22 protein-coding genes are annotated in these 17,425 nt (G+C 64.4%); 18 read left to right on the plus strand and 4 right to left on the minus strand.

Going from position 1 to position 17,425, the window contains the following annotated elements; genetic code table 11:
• The first annotated feature begins 109 nt into the window (after nt 1–109).
• From deoC to R2823_06060, 9 genes are read left to right on the plus strand one after another with little or no spacing between them, the layout of a single operon-like run.
• Nucleotides 110–787, plus strand: a complete 678-nt coding sequence (gene deoC, locus R2823_06020) for a deoxyribose-phosphate aldolase (protein MEZ5175745.1) — start codon at nt 110–112, stop codon at nt 785–787.
• Nucleotides 771–1,397, plus strand: a complete 627-nt coding sequence (locus R2823_06025; GenBank protein MEZ5175746.1) for a hypothetical protein — start codon at nt 771–773, stop codon at nt 1,395–1,397. The genes deoC and R2823_06025 overlap by 17 nt, the downstream gene beginning before the upstream one ends.
• A 32-nt stretch (nt 1,398–1,429) precedes the next feature.
• Nucleotides 1,430–1,732, plus strand: coding sequence for a BMC domain-containing protein (locus R2823_06030; GenBank protein ID MEZ5175747.1), 303 nt, complete (start codon nt 1,430–1,432; stop codon nt 1,730–1,732).
• A gap of 30 nt (nt 1,733–1,762) precedes the next feature.
• Complete coding sequence (locus tag R2823_06035; protein MEZ5175748.1) at nt 1,763–2,053, plus strand: EutN/CcmL family microcompartment protein; 291 nt, start codon at nt 1,763–1,765, stop codon at nt 2,051–2,053.
• A gap of 14 nt (nt 2,054–2,067) precedes the next feature.
• Nucleotides 2,068–3,531, plus strand: a complete 1,464-nt coding sequence (locus R2823_06040) for an aldehyde dehydrogenase family protein (protein ID MEZ5175749.1) — start codon at nt 2,068–2,070, stop codon at nt 3,529–3,531.
• On the plus strand, nt 3,524–4,135 hold the full coding sequence (locus R2823_06045; GenBank protein MEZ5175750.1) for a BMC domain-containing protein: 612 nt from the start codon (nt 3,524–3,526) through the stop codon (nt 4,133–4,135). The genes R2823_06040 and R2823_06045 overlap by 8 nt, the downstream gene beginning before the upstream one ends.
• The gene (locus tag R2823_06050) at nt 4,132–4,401 is read left to right on the plus strand and encodes a EutN/CcmL family microcompartment protein (protein ID MEZ5175751.1); all 270 of its coding nucleotides are present in this window, start codon (nt 4,132–4,134) and stop codon (nt 4,399–4,401) included. Before R2823_06045 ends, R2823_06050 begins: the two co-directional genes overlap by 4 nt.
• Entirely contained in the window at nt 4,398–4,676 is a 279-nt protein-coding gene (locus R2823_06055; protein MEZ5175752.1) for a EutN/CcmL family microcompartment protein, read from the plus strand. Before R2823_06050 ends, R2823_06055 begins: the two co-directional genes overlap by 4 nt.
• A gap of 25 nt (nt 4,677–4,701) precedes the next feature.
• Nucleotides 4,702–5,067, plus strand: a complete 366-nt coding sequence (locus R2823_06060) for a hypothetical protein (GenBank protein MEZ5175753.1) — start codon at nt 4,702–4,704, stop codon at nt 5,065–5,067.
• Nucleotides 5,068–5,073: 6 nt separating this feature from the next.
• On the opposite strand, the gene pgl is transcribed toward R2823_06060, so the two are convergent.
• Nucleotides 5,074–5,745, minus strand: a complete 672-nt coding sequence (pgl, locus tag R2823_06065; protein MEZ5175754.1) for a 6-phosphogluconolactonase — start codon at nt 5,743–5,745, stop codon at nt 5,074–5,076.
• 68 nt (nt 5,746–5,813) lie between these two features.
• Here pgl and R2823_06070 point away from each other — a divergent pair, with 68 nt between their 5' ends.
• Complete coding sequence (locus R2823_06070) at nt 5,814–6,434, plus strand: alpha/beta family hydrolase (protein ID MEZ5175755.1); 621 nt, start codon at nt 5,814–5,816, stop codon at nt 6,432–6,434.
• An 8-nt stretch (nt 6,435–6,442) separates the two neighbouring features.
• Here the strand turns inward: R2823_06070 and R2823_06075 are convergent, their stop codons facing one another.
• The 3 genes from R2823_06075 to rpiB all read right to left on the minus strand — a co-directional run bounded on the left by R2823_06075 (nt 6,443) and on the right by rpiB (nt 9,960).
• Nucleotides 6,443–7,336: an NUDIX hydrolase gene (locus R2823_06075; GenBank protein MEZ5175756.1), complete on the minus strand. Its 894-nt coding sequence runs from the start codon at nt 7,334–7,336 to the stop codon at nt 6,443–6,445.
• A complete protein-coding gene (gene ppk1, locus R2823_06080) occupies nt 7,333–9,438 on the minus strand; it encodes a polyphosphate kinase 1 (protein MEZ5175757.1) in 2,106 nt (701 codons plus the stop codon). Before ppk1 ends, R2823_06075 begins: the two co-directional genes overlap by 4 nt.
• A gap of 72 nt (nt 9,439–9,510) precedes the next feature.
• Nucleotides 9,511–9,960, minus strand: a complete 450-nt coding sequence (gene rpiB, locus R2823_06085) for a ribose 5-phosphate isomerase B (GenBank protein MEZ5175758.1) — start codon at nt 9,958–9,960, stop codon at nt 9,511–9,513.
• A gap of 74 nt (nt 9,961–10,034) precedes the next feature.
• On the opposite strand from rpiB, the gene R2823_06090 reads away from it, so the two are divergent.
• The 8 genes from R2823_06090 to mnmA all read left to right on the plus strand — a co-directional run bounded on the left by R2823_06090 (nt 10,035) and on the right by mnmA (nt 17,423).
• Nucleotides 10,035–10,556 carry a hypothetical protein gene (locus R2823_06090; GenBank protein MEZ5175759.1) on the plus strand — a complete coding sequence of 174 codons (522 nt, stop codon included), beginning with the start codon at nt 10,035–10,037 and terminating at the stop codon, nt 10,554–10,556.
• A 47-nt stretch (nt 10,557–10,603) separates the two neighbouring features.
• Nucleotides 10,604–11,857 carry a UDP-N-acetylglucosamine 1-carboxyvinyltransferase gene (gene murA / locus R2823_06095; protein MEZ5175760.1) on the plus strand — a complete coding sequence of 418 codons (1,254 nt, stop codon included), beginning with the start codon at nt 10,604–10,606 and terminating at the stop codon, nt 11,855–11,857.
• A gap of 88 nt (nt 11,858–11,945) precedes the next feature.
• Nucleotides 11,946–12,248, plus strand: coding sequence for a NifU family protein (locus R2823_06100; GenBank protein ID MEZ5175761.1), 303 nt, complete (start codon nt 11,946–11,948; stop codon nt 12,246–12,248).
• Between the two features lie 36 nt (nt 12,249–12,284).
• Nucleotides 12,285–13,205, plus strand: a complete 921-nt coding sequence (gene meaB / locus R2823_06105) for a methylmalonyl Co-A mutase-associated GTPase MeaB (protein MEZ5175762.1) — start codon at nt 12,285–12,287, stop codon at nt 13,203–13,205.
• 36 nt (nt 13,206–13,241) lie between these two features.
• A complete protein-coding gene (locus R2823_06110) occupies nt 13,242–14,009 on the plus strand; it encodes an enoyl-CoA hydratase-related protein (GenBank protein ID MEZ5175763.1) in 768 nt (255 codons plus the stop codon).
• Between the two features lie 59 nt (nt 14,010–14,068).
• Nucleotides 14,069–15,208 (plus strand): hypothetical protein, encoded by a 1,140-nt coding sequence (locus R2823_06115; GenBank protein MEZ5175764.1) that lies wholly within the window; start codon nt 14,069–14,071, stop codon nt 15,206–15,208.
• The gene (locus R2823_06120; protein ID MEZ5175765.1) at nt 15,205–16,344 is read left to right on the plus strand and encodes a cysteine desulfurase family protein; all 1,140 of its coding nucleotides are present in this window, start codon (nt 15,205–15,207) and stop codon (nt 16,342–16,344) included. The genes R2823_06115 and R2823_06120 overlap by 4 nt, the downstream gene beginning before the upstream one ends.
• Entirely contained in the window at nt 16,341–17,423 is a 1,083-nt protein-coding gene (gene mnmA / locus R2823_06125) for a tRNA 2-thiouridine(34) synthase MnmA (GenBank protein ID MEZ5175766.1), read from the plus strand. The genes R2823_06120 and mnmA overlap by 4 nt, the downstream gene beginning before the upstream one ends.
• Nucleotides 17,424–17,425: the final 2 nt, after the last annotated feature.

The following is a 17,425-nucleotide window of genomic DNA, read 5'->3' on the forward strand; positions in this document are numbered from 1 at the left end:
CGCCCTCGCGGAGCGGTCCGACATCTGTGCGAATCCCGAGCAGCTTCGCCATATCGTCGTCAACGGCGCTGATCGGGTCTCGTTTCACGGGGATGCCGAGGATGTTCCGATCGATCTCGCGCGATACATCGACCACACGCTGCTGCGCCCGGATGCGACCGCCGATGAGATCGACCGCCTTTGCGACGAGGCAACGGAATACGGCTTCGCTTCGGTGTGCATCAACCCGACATGGGTCAAGCGCGCCGCTGAACGGCTCCGGGGCTCCGATGTGAAGGTCTGTACGGTCATCGGCTTCCCCCTCGGCGCGACACCGCCAGAGATCAAGGCAATGGAGGCGCGCCGTGCATTGCGCGACGGCGCGCGTGAAGTTGACATGGTCATCAATGTTGGCGCACTCAAGTCCGGCGACGAGGATCTCGTCTTCACCGACATCTCCAAGGTGGTCGATGCCGCTCACGAGGGAGGTGCGATCGCCAAGATCATCCTTGAGACCGGTCTTCTGACCGACGAGGAGAAGGTGATTGCTGCGGCGCTCTCGAGCAGGGCAAGGGCGGATTTCGTCAAGACCTCGACGGGATTCAGCGGGGGAGGGGCGACCGTCTACGATGTCGCGTTGATGCGTGAGACCGTCGGACCGTCCATGGGGATCAAGGCCAGCGGGGGTGTGCGAACGCTCGAGGATGCCGAGGACATGATTGCGGCAGGAGCAACGAGAATCGGCGCTTCCGCAGGTGTGCAGATCGTCAGTGGCGACGGAGGAGAAGGTGATGACGACCGGTATTGAGTTGCGGGCGTATGCCTTCCTCGACAGCCTCCAACCCCAGTATGCAGCCTTCATGGGGACGACCGCGCAGGGGTTTCTCCCCCTCGCGGGGGAGGCGGTGCTCTTCGTCGAGGTCGCTCCCGGCATCGAGATCAACCGGCTCACGGACATCGCTCTGAAGGCGACAAGCGTCAAACCGGGTATGCAGATCATCGAGCGCGTGTTCGGCCTCCTCGAGGTGCATTCCCCTGAGCAGTCCGAGACCAGGGCGGCAGGGGAGGCCATCCTCGCCTCCCTCGAGCTGGGCGAGTCCGACCGAATCAAGCCGACCGTGCACACCAGCCAGCTCATTCGCAGGATCGACGATCATCATGCCCAGCTCATCAACCGAACCCGGCACGGGCAGATGATCATCCCGGGGCAGACGCTGTATGTCCTCGAGTGCGCGCCGGCCGCCTATGCCGCACTCGCTGCGAACGAGGCGGAAAAGGCCGCGAACATCAATGTTCTCGAAGTCAGGGCATTCGGTGCCGTGGGGAGGATCTACCTCGGCGGTGAGGAACAGGATGTCGAGGTTGGCTGGCGTGCGGCCATCGCTTCGCTCGATGGGCTCGATGGAAGGTCAACATAGGAACGGCAAGGAACGGAATCACAGGAGGATCCATGTCCGATGCATTGGGAATGATCGAATGTCGCAGCTTTGCGGCGATGGTTGAAGCTGCCGACGCGATGGTCAAGGCTGCCAAAGTCGAACTCGTGAGCTATGAGGAAACCGGCGGCGGCTATGTGACCGCGGTGATCCGCGGTGATGTCGCGGCCGTGAAGGCTGCGGTCGATGCAGGTGTGCGGGGTGGCGAGAAGGTCGGCGAGGTCATCGCCACCCATGTGATCGCGCGTCCCCATGTCAACATCGACCTGGTGCTGCCGCTCGGCCGCACCGGCCAAGCAAGCGACACCGTCGGCTGATACCAGCACCCGGTCGGGAAGGGAGCCCATGTGAATCTTGGAAGGGTCACCGGCACGCTCGTAGCGTCGCGCAAGGACCCCCTCCTCGAAGGGCTTCCGATGCTCGTCGTGCGCCAGCTTGACGAGACCGGCGACCCGAAGGGTTCCTATGTCGTTGCCGTCGACAGCGTCGGGGCAGGTGTGGGCGAAGTCGTCTTGTATGCGACCGGAAGCTCAGCGCGCCAGACAACCATCACGAAGGACAAGCCGTGTGACGCGGTCATCATGGCGATCGTGGATCAGTGGGATGTCGACGGCGAAACCGTGTACACGAAGCCGTGAGAGTGTGATCTGAGATGGCGAAGATGACCGATGCCGAGATCCAGGCGATCATCACACGGGTGAAACAACGCGTGGCCCACGGAGCCATCGAGGGCCGACGCGGTGCAGCCATCCTCGCTGCGGACGCGGTTGCCTCGGCCGCCGATGAACTCGGTGATGGCGTCTTCGCGACGATCGACGAGGCGGTTGGGGCGGCGAGGAGGGCGTTCCTTGCCTACCGGTCGTCCGGGCTCGATGCGCGCCGCGGGATCATCGAAAGCATCAGGTCCTCGATGCGGGCCAACAATCAACGGCTCGCCTACATGGCCCGCCAGGAGACCGGCTTGGGGCGTGCAGACGACAAGGTGTTGAAGAACCAGCTTGTCATCGAACGAACGCCGGGACCCGAGGATCTCGAGCCAACGGTGGTGACGGGCGACCGCGGCATGATGGTCACCGAATACGCGCCGTACGGTGTGATCGGAGCCATCACACCGACCACGAATCCGACCTCCACCATCATCAACAACACGATCGCCATCCTCTCGGCCGGCAACGCCGTGACCTTCAATGTCCATCCGAGCGCAAAACAGGTATCGGTCGAGAATGTCAAGCTGCTCAACCGCGCCATCATCGCCGCCGGGGGGCCCGGCAACCTTGTGACCTGTGTGGCGGTGCCGACCCTCGCGTCCGCCCAAGCGCTCATGGCGCATCCCGATGTGAAGGTGCTGCTCGTGACCGGCGGTCCCGGTGTCGTGAGAGAGGCACTTCGCACCCCGAAGAAGGCGATCACGGCCGGACCGGGGAACCCACCGGCCGTCGTCGACCAGACCGCTGACGTCCAGAGAGCGGCAAAGGCCATCGTGGATGGCGCGTCGTTCGACAACAATGTGATCTGCGTCGACGAGAAGACCACGATCGTTGTCGATACGGTCGCAGACCGGCTCGTGCAACACATGAGCGCGGTTGGCGCCTACCGACTCAAGGAGCACGAGCTGAAACGCCTCGAGCGTGTGATCTTCTCCGAGCTCGGGCAGCCCAACAAACCGGGAGTCATCGACAGCAGGTTCATCGGGAAGGATGCGGCCGTGATCCTCAAGGAGATCGGCGTCGCGGTGCCACCCGAGGTACGCCTCGTCGTTGCCGAGGTTCCCGCAGAACACAGCCTGGTCTGGACCGAACAGATGATGCCGGTGATGCCGGTCGTTCGGGTCAAGGATGTGGACACGGCAATCGACCTCGCCGTCCGAGCCGAACACGGGTTCCGCCATACCGCGTCGATTCACTCCACGAATGTGGACACGATCACCCGGATGGCTCGAGCGATGAACTGCTCGGTATTCGTCGCGAACGGACCGAATGTGGCCGGACTCGGTGCCGAAGGAGAAGGTTTCACGAGTTTCTCGATCGCGAGCCCGACCGGGGAAGGGCTCACGAGACCGAGAACCTTTTCGCGCGAGCGACGGGTCTCGGTGATCGGAGCCCTGCGCATTGTCTGAGCCACACCGCGCTGCGCCCGCCATGGGGATCTGGGAGTTCTCCTCCATCGCGGCGGGCATCACGGTCGGCGACGCGATCGCCAAACACGCTCCCGTATCGGCGATCACTACGGGAACGGTCCACCCGGGGCACTACCTCGTTCTCGTCGCAGGCGACCTTGCGTCGGTCACGGTCGCTGCAGATGTCGTCTCCGACATCGCATCCGAATCACTCACCGACGGCCTTGTGCTTCCCGATATCGATCCGAGCGTTGCGGATGCACTCCTCATTAAGGCTGGGCCGGTGCAGACCTCGGGTGAGGCTGTCGGTGTCGTCGAGACCGCAACGGTGCCAGCAGCGATCGAGGGGGCCGATGCCGCGGTCAAGGACTCACCGGTCGCCCTCGCGATCATTCGCCTTGCCGACGGCCTCGGGGGCAAGGCCTACTTCGTCATCGACGGCACGGTCGGCGATGTCGAGTCGAGCGTCGCCGCAGCTGTCGACCGTTGCGGCGAGAGACTCGTCGGAGCAACGGTGATCCCTCAGCTGACGGACGGTATCAGAACTGATCTCGGGCTGTCGTCGGAGTTCGGGGCCACCGTCGTTGACGGTGGATCGTCGTGAAACTCGGCCTCGTCCGCGGGTCGGTTGTTGCGACGATCAAGGACCCCGGCATGGTCGGTATGAAGCTGCTCGTCGTCCAGCCCCTCGACAAGCACCAACAGCCGGTCGGTTCGTGCGTCGTGGCCGCGGACGCGGCGTATCAGGCAGGTACGGGCGACCTCGTGTACTTCGTTGCCTCACGCGAAGCCGCAGAAGCCCTCGAACCTCGGTTCGTACCGGTCGATCATGCGATCGTGGGCCTTGTCGACGGCGTGGAGGTACCGTGAAGGTCGGTGTCGTGTCAGGAACGGTCACTTCGACCATCAACCATCCGTTCTTCGACGGCGAACGACTCTTGTTGTGCGAGGTCGTGGATCGATCAGATCCGACCGGCGACTACCTGATCTGCACCGACCGAGTCGATGCGGGATTCGGAGATACCGTGCTCATCCTCGACGAAGGAACCTCGGCCCGGCAGGTCCACGGTGTTGCCACCGGCCCCATCAGGTCCGTGGTCGTCGGGATCGTCGATGACATCCACGAAGAGGAGTCTTCTTCCTAGCTCCGCCGTGTCGTAGCATCGGATCATGTCCCGCTTCGTGGCCCTGCTGTTGCTCGTCGCGCTGTTCGTGTCGGCGTGTTCATCGGGCACGGACATCGACTCGTGTGACGATGTGGTCACGGCGACCCTTGCACTGTTCCAGGACATCATCGACACAGTCGACGAGGGCTTTGCATCGATGTCGGTTGAGGAGTTTCTCGCCACGAAACCGGACCTCCCCGACGGGCGGCGCTTCGCGGATGAAGCCGAGCGGATCGATGTGCGGGCCGTCGAGCTCGGATGTTCGGTCACCGACACCGAGTTTGCCGTTCGGCAGGGCTGGTCGTCCCTTTCGGCTGAATCCGAGGTCGGCCGTCTCACGCTCCGGCTCCTGACGACGGACCACGGCTGAGGTCAGTCACAGCTCGCTCGCCGCAGCCGCATCGAGGAGCCAGATGACTTCACGGCGGGCACGCACCGCCGCGGCAGGGAGTTCGGCGCCATCGGCGAGCTGTCTGATCACTGGCGCCTTCGACGCGCCGGTCACGACGAACAAGACGGTGTCGATGCGGGCGAGCAATCCGAAGGTGGTGGTGAGGCGCCACGCACCGAGTGCGCCCACCCAGTTCGCGACATAGCTCCTCTCCGTTTCGCCGAGCGCCGCGGTTTCGGGGAACAGGGAGGCGGTGTGGCCGTCCGTCCCGATGCCGAGCATCACAACGGAAGGACGATCCGATCCGATATCGCTGGTGTCGAGGATCGAGGCATACGCCTCTGCGGCTGCTTCCGGATCCGTCCCGGTGGTATCGGGAGCGACGAAGGGAACACCGGTCGGCACAACGAGCGTCTCGCGGGCCATGCGCTGGTTGCTTTCGGGGCGATCGGGGCCAACCCACCGCTCATCCGTTATCCAAGCCGTGACCCCATCCCACGCGAGTTCCCTGCTGGCGAGAGACGAATGCACACGGCGCGGTGTCGACCCACCGGCGAGCCCGAGACTCAGGTTCGGCTCGCTTGTGATCGCACGGCTGATCAGATCGGCTGCCGCGTTGGCGACCGCCTCGGGGGTCGGGTAGATGTCGTGCTTCATCCCATCACGGTAGGTCGTAACCTCAGGTTGTGGTTCGCACGCTCAGAATCGCCGCATCCTGCGGGTCCGTGACGGGCAAACTCGCGGTGCCGCGGTCCCAACGCCCGATCGGTGTGGTGCTCGCCCACGGGGCCGGAGCGGGCCAGACCCACCCCTGGATGACCGCGATGCGAACGCAGCTCGCAGTGCTGGGCTACGCGACCCTCACCTTCAACTATCGATACGCCGAGGCGGGTCGGAGGGCTCCGGACCGGCTCCCGGTCCTGACCGAAGTGCATGTGGCCGCCGCCGAGCGTATGGCCGGATACTCGGATCGTGTCGTTCTTGCAGGCAAGTCGATGGGGGGTCGTGTCGGGGGTCATGTGGCTGCCGACCAGCTCGTCGATGCAGCGGGTGTGGCGTACTTCGGCTACCCGCTGGTTGCTGTGGGGCGATGGGATCCACGCGACACGAGCCATCTCACCACCATCGCGGTCCCTCAGCTGTTCGTGTCGGGCACCCGCGACCGCATGGGGCCGCTCGACCTCCTGAAGCCGGTTGTCGGGTCGGTGCCGAACGGCACGCTTGTTTCCATTGAAGGCGGAGACCACTCGTTCGTTCCGTTGAAGTCGTCCGGGCGGTCCCTCGACGACACGCTCGTGGAGGCCGCCGCCGCGTTCGATCGTTGGTGTCGCGGCCGCATCGGCTAGAAGCCTGATCAGACGGTCGGGGCGAGGTACCGGCCCGAAACGACCTGTCCCTTCACCGTCCGGAGCTGCCAGATGCTCCCCTTGTCCCATGCCATGGGGCCGTCGAGGGGAACACCCTTGGCGAAGAGATGTCCGATCAGGGCGGCGATCACATCCCCGTGGCTGCACAGGACCGCTGCCTCCTCCTGGAGCTCGTGGATCAGGTCAACGGCCTTGCGCGGATTGCTTCCCTCGATCAGGGCGGCTTCGCGCTCGATCGGAATGCCGAGACGCGCCGCGAGCGGAGCAACGGTCTGGACGCACCGCGGGAAGTTCGAGGACCCGATGCGCGTGATCGGATGTGCCATCAGGGTCGCTCCGATCTCGTCGCGCTGTTTGCGTCCACGATCGTCGAGCGGTCGCTCGGCGTCGTTCGGATCGGCATCGTCGCGTATCCCCGCCCACCCGTGACGCACAAGATGGATCATCCCCGCGGACCGCTCAAGCTGCATGTCGTTGGCTCGGTCGAGGACCGCCTTGTCGTTGCGGTACGAGAGCTGCTCCATGGCTTTTTCGAATGAGAGCCACTTGATCTCGTCGACCTCGCCGTTCGGTGTGAAGGATCCGTGGTCGGGCGTTGCAAGCCACCACCTGACCACCTTCGCGTTCCCGACCTTCGTCATGTAGCCGACCGTTCCGATCGGGCGGGGTTTCGTCACGGCGATTCCTGTCTCCTCCTCGACCTCGCGGACGGCGGCCTGCAAGAAGGTCTCGCCAGCGTCGAGTTTTCCCTTCGGCAGCGACCAGTCGCGATAGCGGGGTCGATGAATGACGAGGTACTTCGGCTTCTTCTTGGCGTCGCGGGCGACGACGCATCCGGCTGCCCAGACGGACTCGTCGGGTGGGATCTCGTGGTCGGTCACGGAACCTGGGTGCTCGGCTGATCGGTCTGGGATCGAGCGATCGACATCTCCCGCAACACCTCATGCGTGTCGACCCCCACCACGGTTTCAACCTTCGACCACTCCGATCCATGGAGTTCCCACGCAAGCATGTCATCGGCCATCTCGACATCGAAGATCTGCCGCAGACGCTCGATCAGGCGCTCGTCGGTGACTTCGACGAGGATCTCGACCCGCCCGTCGAGGTTTCGGGTCATCATGTCGGCTGATCCGAGCAAGTATTCGGCGCGGCCCCGGTCTGGGTCACCGAATCGATAGATCCTGCTGTGTTCGAGGAAGCGGCCAACGATCGAACGCACGGTGATCGTTTCTGACAGGCCGGGGACCCCCGCCATCACCGAGCAGTTCCCCCGAATGATGAGATCAATGCGACAGCCGGTCTGGGATGCCGCGTACAACTCATCGATGATCTCAGTGTCGACGAGATGGTTGATCTTCCACATGATCCGACCGGCGGGACCCAACGCGGCCTGTTCACGGATCCGCTCGATGATGCCGGACCGAAGCGTGTGTGGCGCCACGAGCAGTCTCCGATAGCCGACCGGCCTTGCATGCCCGGTCAGAAGGTTGAACAGCTCCGACAGGTCTGCCCCGACATCGGGGTCGGCCGTGAACAGCGCGAGGTCTTCGTACAGCCTCGTCGTTTTGGGGTTGTAGTTGCCCGTACCGATGTGCGAGTAACGCCGAATCGTCCCCTGCTCCTTGCGAACCACGAGCAGCGCTTTGGAGTGCGTCTTGAGTCCGTACACCCCGTAGACGACATGCACCCCCGCCGCCTCGAGCATCTTGGCCCAGTTGATGTTCGCGGCCTCGTCGAAGCGGGCCTTGAGCTCCACGAGGACCACGACCTGTTTCCCCGCCTCGGCGGCAGCGATGAGCGTGCGAACGATCGCTTCTTCACCTCCGATGGCCGGATCGTCGGCGAGGGAGGTCCGGTACAGGGTCTGTTTGATGGCGAGAACATCGGGGTCGGCCGCGGCCTGGGAGAGAAACGCCGCGGTCGATGTCGCGAACGACTCATATGGGTGGTGGACAAGGATGTCACTCCTGCTGATCTGGGCGAAGAAGTCAGGCGAGCGGCTCTCGATCTCCGCCAACGCGACTTGGGTCACCGGCCGCCACGGTTCCTCCTTGAGGTCCCTGCGATCCAAGCTGTACAGCTCCCACAGGCTCGCAAGGCCGAGGGGGGCCTCGCGGGTGTGTACCGACGATGGTCCGAGTTCGAGCCCGTTGAGAAGCATCGCCATGACCGGTTCGGAGACACCGGCTTCGACCTCCAAGCGGACCGCCGTGGCTGCACGCTGGCGGTATCGCAGAACCGACTCCATCGCGGCGAGCAGGTCATCAGCTTCGTCCTCCTCAACAGCGATGTCAGCCGAACGAGTCACTCGGAAGGTGGACCAGCCAACAACTTCGAGGCCGCCGAACAGCCGCGAAAGGTGTGTCCCAATGACCTGCTCGATGGGCACGAACCGGATGCCGTCCTCGAGCGCGATGAACCGGTCGACATTCGGCGGGATCTTGACCCGCGCGAACTGGAGCGCTCCGTCTTCGTCCTCGACGAGCACCGCGAGGTTCAACGAGAGGTTCGAGATGTACGGGAACGGGTGGCTCGGATCGACCGCGAGGGGCGTCAGAATCGGGAAGATCTGTTCCTCGAAGACTCGGTCGAGCCACTGGCTGTCCTGTTGGTCGAGACGGTCGATGGTCTCGATTCTGATACCTTCCGCCGCGAGGAGTGGCATGAGTTCCTTGGAGAAGAGGCTGTCGATTCGACTCTGGAGATCGATGGTGCGCGTGTTGATGGCGGCGAGCTGGTCGGAAGCAGACAGGCCATCGGGACTCGTCGCGGTGACGCCGTTGCGGTCCTGCTCCGCGAGGCCCGCGACACGAACCTGGAAGAACTCGTCGAGGTTTGATGACACGATCGCGACGAACTTGACTCGCTCGAGGAGTGGAAGGCCGGGGGATTCGGCGAGATGGAAGACGCGCTCTTGGAAATCGAGCAGCGAGATCTCACGGTTGAGATACCGCGGTTCGTCAGCGTGCGTCTCGATCGTCATCGGTGTCCATGCTATCGGCCGAAACCTTCGACGCGCTGAGCGAATCCCACGACCGAACCGGCGTGGGAGCCGTCACGAGCGACTCTGGTCGAGCTCGAGCACCTTTCGGAGTCGCCTGACATGGCGTTCGTCACCGCTGAAGCGTGCCCCGATGAAGGCATCAACGATCTCGAATGCCGTGGTCGGTCCGATCACGCGCGCACCCAGTGCGAGCACATTCATGTCATCGTGCTCGACGGCCTGGTGGGCCGTGTAGTGGTCGTGGACCACGGCAGCCCGAACCCCGGTGATCTTGTTGGCCGCGATCGAAGCGCCAGCACCGGAGCCGCACACGACGATGCCGCGCTCTGCGGAACCGGTCGCTACCTCCCTTGCGACCGCTGCGGCGAAATCGGGATAGTCAACCGGCTCGGTCGAGTCGGTTCCGACATCGGTCAGATCGTGCCCGAGTCCCGCGAGATGGTCCGCGAGCAGCGTCTTGAGCGGGAATCCTGCATGGTCGGATCCGATCGCGATCCGCACGGGTGCTCCTTGTCGTGTGGTGCCGCAGCGTAGCGCCGGTTGGCGTCGGATCCCGCTGGCGTACCCTTGAGGGCATGAAGCATCCAACGGCAGGGCTTTTGGTCGTTGGCCTGCTCGCCGTGGTGGCGACGGCATGCTCGTCAGGTCCCGGTGCCCCGGCCATCACGGAGACGACCCGGGTGTGCACGGAGAAGTTCTGCGTCGATGTGCCAAACGGATGGATCGTCGAAGTCGGAGACGACTACCTCTCCGGACATCACGATGTCGCGCCCGACCGGACCTACCTCACCGCGGGAGTCGTCAACCTCGAAGCGATCGTCACCAACGCGGGCGGTTCGTGGCCCGCGACCACCGAGGAGGTGTCCCGAGCCTTCTGGACACTGCTTGAGGATGCTGGTGTCGGCACTTTTTCCCGGTCGCAGCGGATGCTCGGAGGTGCACAACGGTCGTGGGGCCGCCACGAGGATGGTGACATGTGGCATCTCGTCGTCCCGACGGGTGGAAGCACGGGCATCGGTGTGGAGATGCGTGCCCCGAACGACTCGTGGGAGGTGCACGCCGATGCTGTCTTCGCATCAGTCGAGGCCATCGGGTAGGCGCGGGTGACGCGGCGTATGGCGCATCGGCGCGTAACCTCGTTCTGATGTCCGATTCGATCATGGTTCGCGGTGGCAGGCCGCTCGAGGGTTCCATCGAGGTCCTTGGTGCGAAGAACGCCGTGTTGAAACACCTCGTGGCGTCGCTTCTCGCACCCGGAACCCACACGATCCTGAATGTGCCGCGTATCGTCGATGTCGAGATCATGGGTCGCGTCCTCGAACATGTCGGGGCACGAACCGTGCGGGACGGTACGACGGTTTCGATTTCGGTCCCTGATGATCCGATTCCGGAAGCACCGCTGGATCTCGTGCGACAGATGCGAGCATCCATTCTCGTGCTCGGTGCGTTGCTCGCGCGCTCCGGCGAAGCACGCGTCGCTCTCCCCGGCGGCGACGATTTCGGTTCGCGGCCTATCGACTTCCATGTGACCGGTCTCGAGGCGATGGGTGCGCACTTCGACCTTCGTCACGGCGTCCTGTACGCCTCGGCGCCCGACGGTCTCCACGGTGCGGATGTATTCCTGGAGTTCCCGTCGGTCGGGGCGACCGAGAATCTTCTCCTTGCCGCAGTGCTCGCGTCAGGAACCACGACCATCCGAAACGCGGCGCGTGAGCCGGAACTGGCCGATCTTGCGGAGTTCCTTCTCAAGATGGGCGCCAAGATCGACGGAGCGGGGACCTCGACTATCGAGGTGCACGGCGTCACCGAGCTCAGTCCGGCGATCCACCGTGCCGTTCCGGACCGACTCGAGGCAGGAACCTACCTCGTCGCGGGGGCGATGACCGGTGGCACCGTGACCGTCACCGGGTGTGTCCCCGAGCATCTCAGGATGGAATTGTCCAAGTTGACGGCGACCGGCGCCTCAGTGGAAGCCGACGAATCATCGATCACCGTCACCGGTCCCGACCGGCCGCACGCCATCGATCTCGCAACTCTTCCGTACCCAGGGTTCCACACCGACATGCATCCCCAGATGGTGGCGTATCTGTCGATCGCTGATGGGACATCGATCGTGACCGAGAACATCTACGCCGGGCGTTTCCGCTACCTGGGGGAAATCAACCGGATGGGGGGCGATGTCCACGCCGACGGTCAGCATGTCGTGATCCGCGGCGTCGATTCCCTCTCGGGGTGTGAAGTCGACGGGTGTGACATCCGCGCCGCGGCCGCCATGACGATCGCAGCACTTCGCGCGAGTGGTCGAACCGTCGTGACCAACGCGGCGCACATCGATCGCGGGTACGACCGCTTCGTTCCGAACCTTGCGTCCCTCGGCGCAGACATCGCCCGAATCTGACCGAGCTGTCGACCATCCGGAAGCTTTTCGACTATGCCGATGTTGTTAACTGTGGCCGGGTTGCGATACCATGCCGGCGAGGAGTCCCATGACGACAAACACCGAGGGAACGATCATCCACATCGGAGGCGTGACAGAGCCCCGCGCGCTCGAAGGCGAATCCGACATTGATCGTTCGCTCCTCAACGAGACCCTCGATTATCTCCGGCCCGCACTCCAGGCCGACGGTGGCGATGTGGTTCTCACCGGCGTCAACGGCGGAACAGTGAACCTCGAACTCGTCGGGGCGTGTGGCGGATGCCCGATCTCGGAGACCACCGTCACGGCCGGAATCGAGCGGATCCTCAAGGATCGGGTTCCCGGTGTCCTCGAGGTCGTCGCCACCGGTTGAGCCACAGCGCGCGTCTCGGTGCCTAAGGTCGAAGGCGTGAAGACCGACGAACTGATCAGTGAGGCGCTCGCCGGAAACCCGAGGGCCCTCGCCCGGATCGTCACCCATGTCGCCGACGGGGATGCGACCGGCCAGCGCCTCGCAGCTGAGCTGTACCGGTCCGGTGGCTCGGCGAGCGTCATGGGTGTCACCGGGGCACCGGGTGCCGGGAAGTCGACGCTGGTTTCGGGACTCGTCTCGGTGATGCGCTCCCAACGGGATCGCATCGCCGTCGTGGCTGTCGATCCTTCGAGCCCGTTCACCGGCGGCGCAATTCTCGGTGACCGAATCCGCATGGGGCAACACGCTGACGATCCGAATGTCTTCATCCGATCTGTCGCCAATCGGGGCCATCTTGGTGGCATCGCAGCATCGACCCCTGCCGTGACCGCGGCACTCGATGGGCTTGGCTTTCCTGAGATCGTGATCGAGACGGTCGGGGTCGGTCAGGCCGAGGTCGAGATCGCCATGGCGTGCGACACGACCGTCGTTGTCGTCAACCCCGGTTGGGGCGACGGTATCCAAGCGGCGAAGGCGGGATTCCTCGAGGTCGCAGATGTGTTCGTCGTCAACAAGGCCGATCGGCCGGGTGTGGATGCCACCGTCAGGGATCTCACCTCGATGCTCGAGCTCGGACCGACGATGTCGTGGGTCCCCCCGATTGTGTGTACCGTCGCAACCGAATCCGTGGGAGTCGACGAACTGTGGGAAGCCGTGACCGCCCACCGTTCCCACCTCGCCGCTTCCGGAGACGATCGGCATCGAAGACACCGTGCCGCGCGACACGCTCTCGTCGGCGTCATCCGCGATCGCATCGAACACTCGGTCGGCGCCGTCTCCGATGATGTCGTCGATCAACTGGTCAGCCGCAGCACCGATCCGTGGTCGGTGGCTGATGCGCTCCTCCCCGAGAGGTAGCCTCAACTGCAACAGGACAGCCATCCAAGGAGCCCCATGGAACTCGTCAACTACACGGTCGACAACGCTGTTGCGACGATCACGCTCAACCGTCCGCCGGTGAACGCGCTCAATAGTGACCTCATCGGGGATCTCGCCGAGGCGTTCTCCATGGCCGCCGATCCATCAGTGCGGGCGGTCGTCGTGACCGGAACGCCGCATTTCGCGGCCGGAGCCGACATCACGCGTTTCCAGGCGGCGTTCGACGCAGGAGCCGACGATCGCCAGGCGTCGGGACTCACCGAAGTCATCGACGCCCTCGAACGCCTTGAGAAGCCGACAATCGCCGCAGTGGTCGGCTACGCCCTCGGTGGCGGCCTTGAACTGTCGATGGGCGCCGACTTCCGATACCTCGCCGAGGGCGCCAAGGTCGGCCAGCCCGAGATTCGCCTCGGTCTCATCCCCGGCGCCGGAGGGACCCAGCGACTCGCGAGAATCGTGGGACCGCAGCGCTGCAAGGAGATGTGCATGACCGGTAGGCAGGTCGGGGCCGATGAGGCGCTCTCGATCGGGCTCGCGGACAAGGTCGCACCCGATGATGAGGTGCTGTCCCTCGCGCTCGCCGATGCCGCCCGATACGCGAAGGGGCCGACCAAGGCCTACGCGGCTGTCAAGGCAGCCGTCAGGATCGGCTACGACATGCCGCTCGCGGGGGGTATCGGCATCGAAGCCGAGCAGTTCGGGGTCGCTTTCCGCACCGACGACGCGAGAATCGGTGTGGGAGCATTCATCGCGAAGGAGAAGCCCGAGTTCACCGGTCGATGACCGGACCGACATGACGCAGGCGATCGTCCGCATCCGGAGGCGGCGCCTACCCTTGGCGTATGGCAATCCGGATACCCCGATGGGCTGGTCGCGCCGTCGTCGTGGCGATCGGCGTCGGCGCACTGATGGTGGGTGTGTTCGCGTGGATGCATGCGAACGCGATCCGCGCCGAGTTGATGGTTCCGAGATCCATCGAGACCGAACTCGACCTTGTCGTGGCATCCAACGATGCCGGTCGAGTCGTGCTCAATCGCACGGATCAGTCGACGAGGGAGGGCGTGTGGGGCCTCGAAGGCGCCGATGCCTATGCCCAGCTCTCCGGCATCACCCGGGTCACCGACGAGACCGTTGAGTGGGGCATCCGCCCGATCGTGTCGGACTTCGAGGCAGGTGACGAAGCGAGAATCGACGCAGACGCCTTCACGGGTGATCCCGAGACCGCGCACGGGATCCCGTGGGAACCGCTGCACATTCCGTCCGACATCGGTCCCCACGATGCGTGGTTCATCGATGGGCGGAGGGCGACCTGGGTCATCTTCGTGCACGGCAGGGGTAACAACCGACTCCCCGAGTCACTTCGCATCATGCCGTCTCTCGTCGAACAGGGCTTCCCGGTGCTGTCGGTCGCCTACCGCAACGATGTCAACGCGAGTTCGAGCGCATCCGGCCTCCGGTACTGGGGCATCGAAGAATGGCGCGATGTCGACGCAGCCGTGGAACTCGGCGTACGCAAGGGAGCGAAGGACTTCGTGATTGTCGGTTCGGGGTTCGGTGCGAGCATCGTGTCGATGTACCTTCACGAATCCCACAGTGTTGACCTGATCCGAGGAGTCATCTTCGATTCCCCTGTTCTCGACATCGAGTCGGTCGCGATCGACTACGCCCAGGATCGCGGAACCCCGTCGCCGATCGCATGGCTCGGACGGAGGCTCGCCTCGCTACGATTCGGGCTCGACTGGGGAGCCCTCGACCAGCTGCAGCGCGCCAAGGAGTTCGATGTGCCGATACTCATGCTGTACGGGGCAAAGGATCCGATCACCGATCTCTCCCAATATGAGCAGTTCGAAGCGGCGATCCCGGACCTCGTGCGCTCCGAGCGCTTCGCGCAGGGCGGGCACACCGACCTGTGGAACATCGACGCGGGCCGCTACGAAACGACGGTCGGGGCGTTCCTTCTCGAGACAGCGGGGCCGGAGTGAGCGACCTGTACCTCGACCACGCAGCCACGACCCCCATGCGTGCCGAAGCACGCGACGCGATGCTCGAAGCGACCATCGTTGCCAACGCCAACGCGTCCGGGCTTCACGGCGCGGCAAGGGCCGCAAAGAACGCTCTCGAGGCGGCGCGAGAGGAAGCAGCGAGTCTCCTGGGCGCCTCCCGCCCCCTCGATGTGGTGTTCACCTCAGGTGGTACCGAGGCCGACAACCTCGCGATCGGCGGGGTTGCGCTGTCGTCGGACCGCCGCTCCATCGTCTGTTCGGCCATCGAACACGATGCCGTTCTGCGCACGGCCATGTCGCTCGCTCCGCTCGGGTACAGAACCGCGCGAGTCGGGGTCGACGCCGCTGGCTTGATCGATCCCAACGAGCTCGGGGCCATCGTCGACCATGACACGGCGATCGTGTCGGTGATGGCCGCAAACAACGAGATCGGAACGATGGAGCCGATCGCATCCATCGTCGACGCGGTCAAGGGCCGTGATCCCACCATCCCGGTCCACACCGACGCCGTGCAGGCTTTCGTGTCGGAACCGATCACGGTCGCGGGAACCGGAGTCGATCTGCTTTCGCTGTCCGGGCACAAGTTCGGTGGGCCCAAAGGAGTCGGACTCCTTGTTGTTGCGCCGGGAGTGGCCATCTCGCCGGTGATCCATGGCGGTGGCCAGGAAGCGGGACGCCGATCAGGGACATCCAATGTGCCGGGCATCGTCGGGATGGTCGCGGCGATGCGAGAGGTTGCTGCGACCCGAGGTGCATTCGAACAGCATGTTCGCTCCGAACGCGACGAATTCGAAGCGCAGCTCCGAACGGGATGGCCCGCGGTCATCGTCAATGCTGCCGATGCTCCCCGGATGCCACAGCACTCCCATGTGCGATTCCCCGGCGTTCTCGCCGAAACCCTTCTGATCCGCCTTGATCGGGCAGGCATCTTCGCGGCAGCAGGATCGGCGTGCCAGTCCGGGGCAGTGGAGCCGAGCCATGTGCTCGTCGCCATGGGCATGGACGGCCAAGCTGCCGGCGAATGCGTTCGGTTCACCTTCGGGTGGGACACCCCGGTCGGGGCAGGCCGCGAGGCGGCATCGCGGGTGCACCGTGTCCTTCAGGAGATGACATGAAGGCACTCGTTGCGATGTCGGGAGGCGTCGACAGCTCCGTTGCGGCGGCCCGCATGGTCGAAGACGGCTACGAGGTGATCGGCGTCACGCTCAAACAGTGGCAGGCCCCTGACGGCTCGATGCCGGTTGCGGGGTGCTGCACCCTGTCGGACGCCGAGGACGCCCGTCGTGTCGCCGCGCAGCTCGGGATTCCGTACTATGTGCTCGACTATGTCGACGAGTTCACGAGCCTGGTCGTCGAACCGTTCGCACAGGGCTACCTCGACGGCCTGACGCCGAACCCGTGCATCGAATGCAACCGCAAGGTCCGCTTCGATGCTCTCCTCGACCGCACCGCCGCGCTTGGATGCGATGTCCTCGTCACCGGTCATCACGCGAGGGTGGTCGAAGACAACAGCCGATACCGGCTTCGCATGGGAACGGATACCGCGAAGGATCAGTCGTATGTCCTTCACATGCTCGACCAGCATGCCCTGTCGAGGGTGCGGTTGCCGATCGGTGACATGACCAAGGCACAGGTCCGCGCGTATGCATCACGAATGGGTTTACGAACGGCAAACAAGCCGGACTCGCAGGACATCTGCTTCGTGCCATCGGGCGACTACCGCGACTTCCTGCGTGCGACCCATCCCGAGATCGCCGCACCGGGGGAGATCGTCGACATCGACGGCCGGGTCGTCGCAGAACACGATGGAATCGCTGGTTTCACGATCGGCCAGCGCAAAGGACTGGGCGTTGCCGTCGGGGAGCCGCGCTATGTCGTCGACATCGAGCCGAGGGACCGAAGGATCACGATCGGGACCTACGAGGACCTCCTCGTGACCGACTGTGTCGTGGGCGAGCTGCGGTTCGTGGACACGGTACCCGAGTCTGGCGATGCGGTGTCGGTGAAGACTCGGTACCGGGGCGCTCCCGTCGCCGCAACAATCACGGCGGTCGGGGATTCGTGGCGTTTCGCGTTCGATGAGCCCCAGGAGCGACCCGCGCCCGGTCAGGCACTCGTGATGTACGACGGCGAGTATGTGCTCGGGGGTGGAACCATCGTCGCGGCCGGCCGATCTGTCGCAGAGCGCCGGTAGCG

The organism is Acidimicrobiia bacterium, assembly GCA_041393965.1.
Classification (GTDB): Bacteria; Actinomycetota; Acidimicrobiia; order Spongiisociales; family UBA5794; genus UBA5794.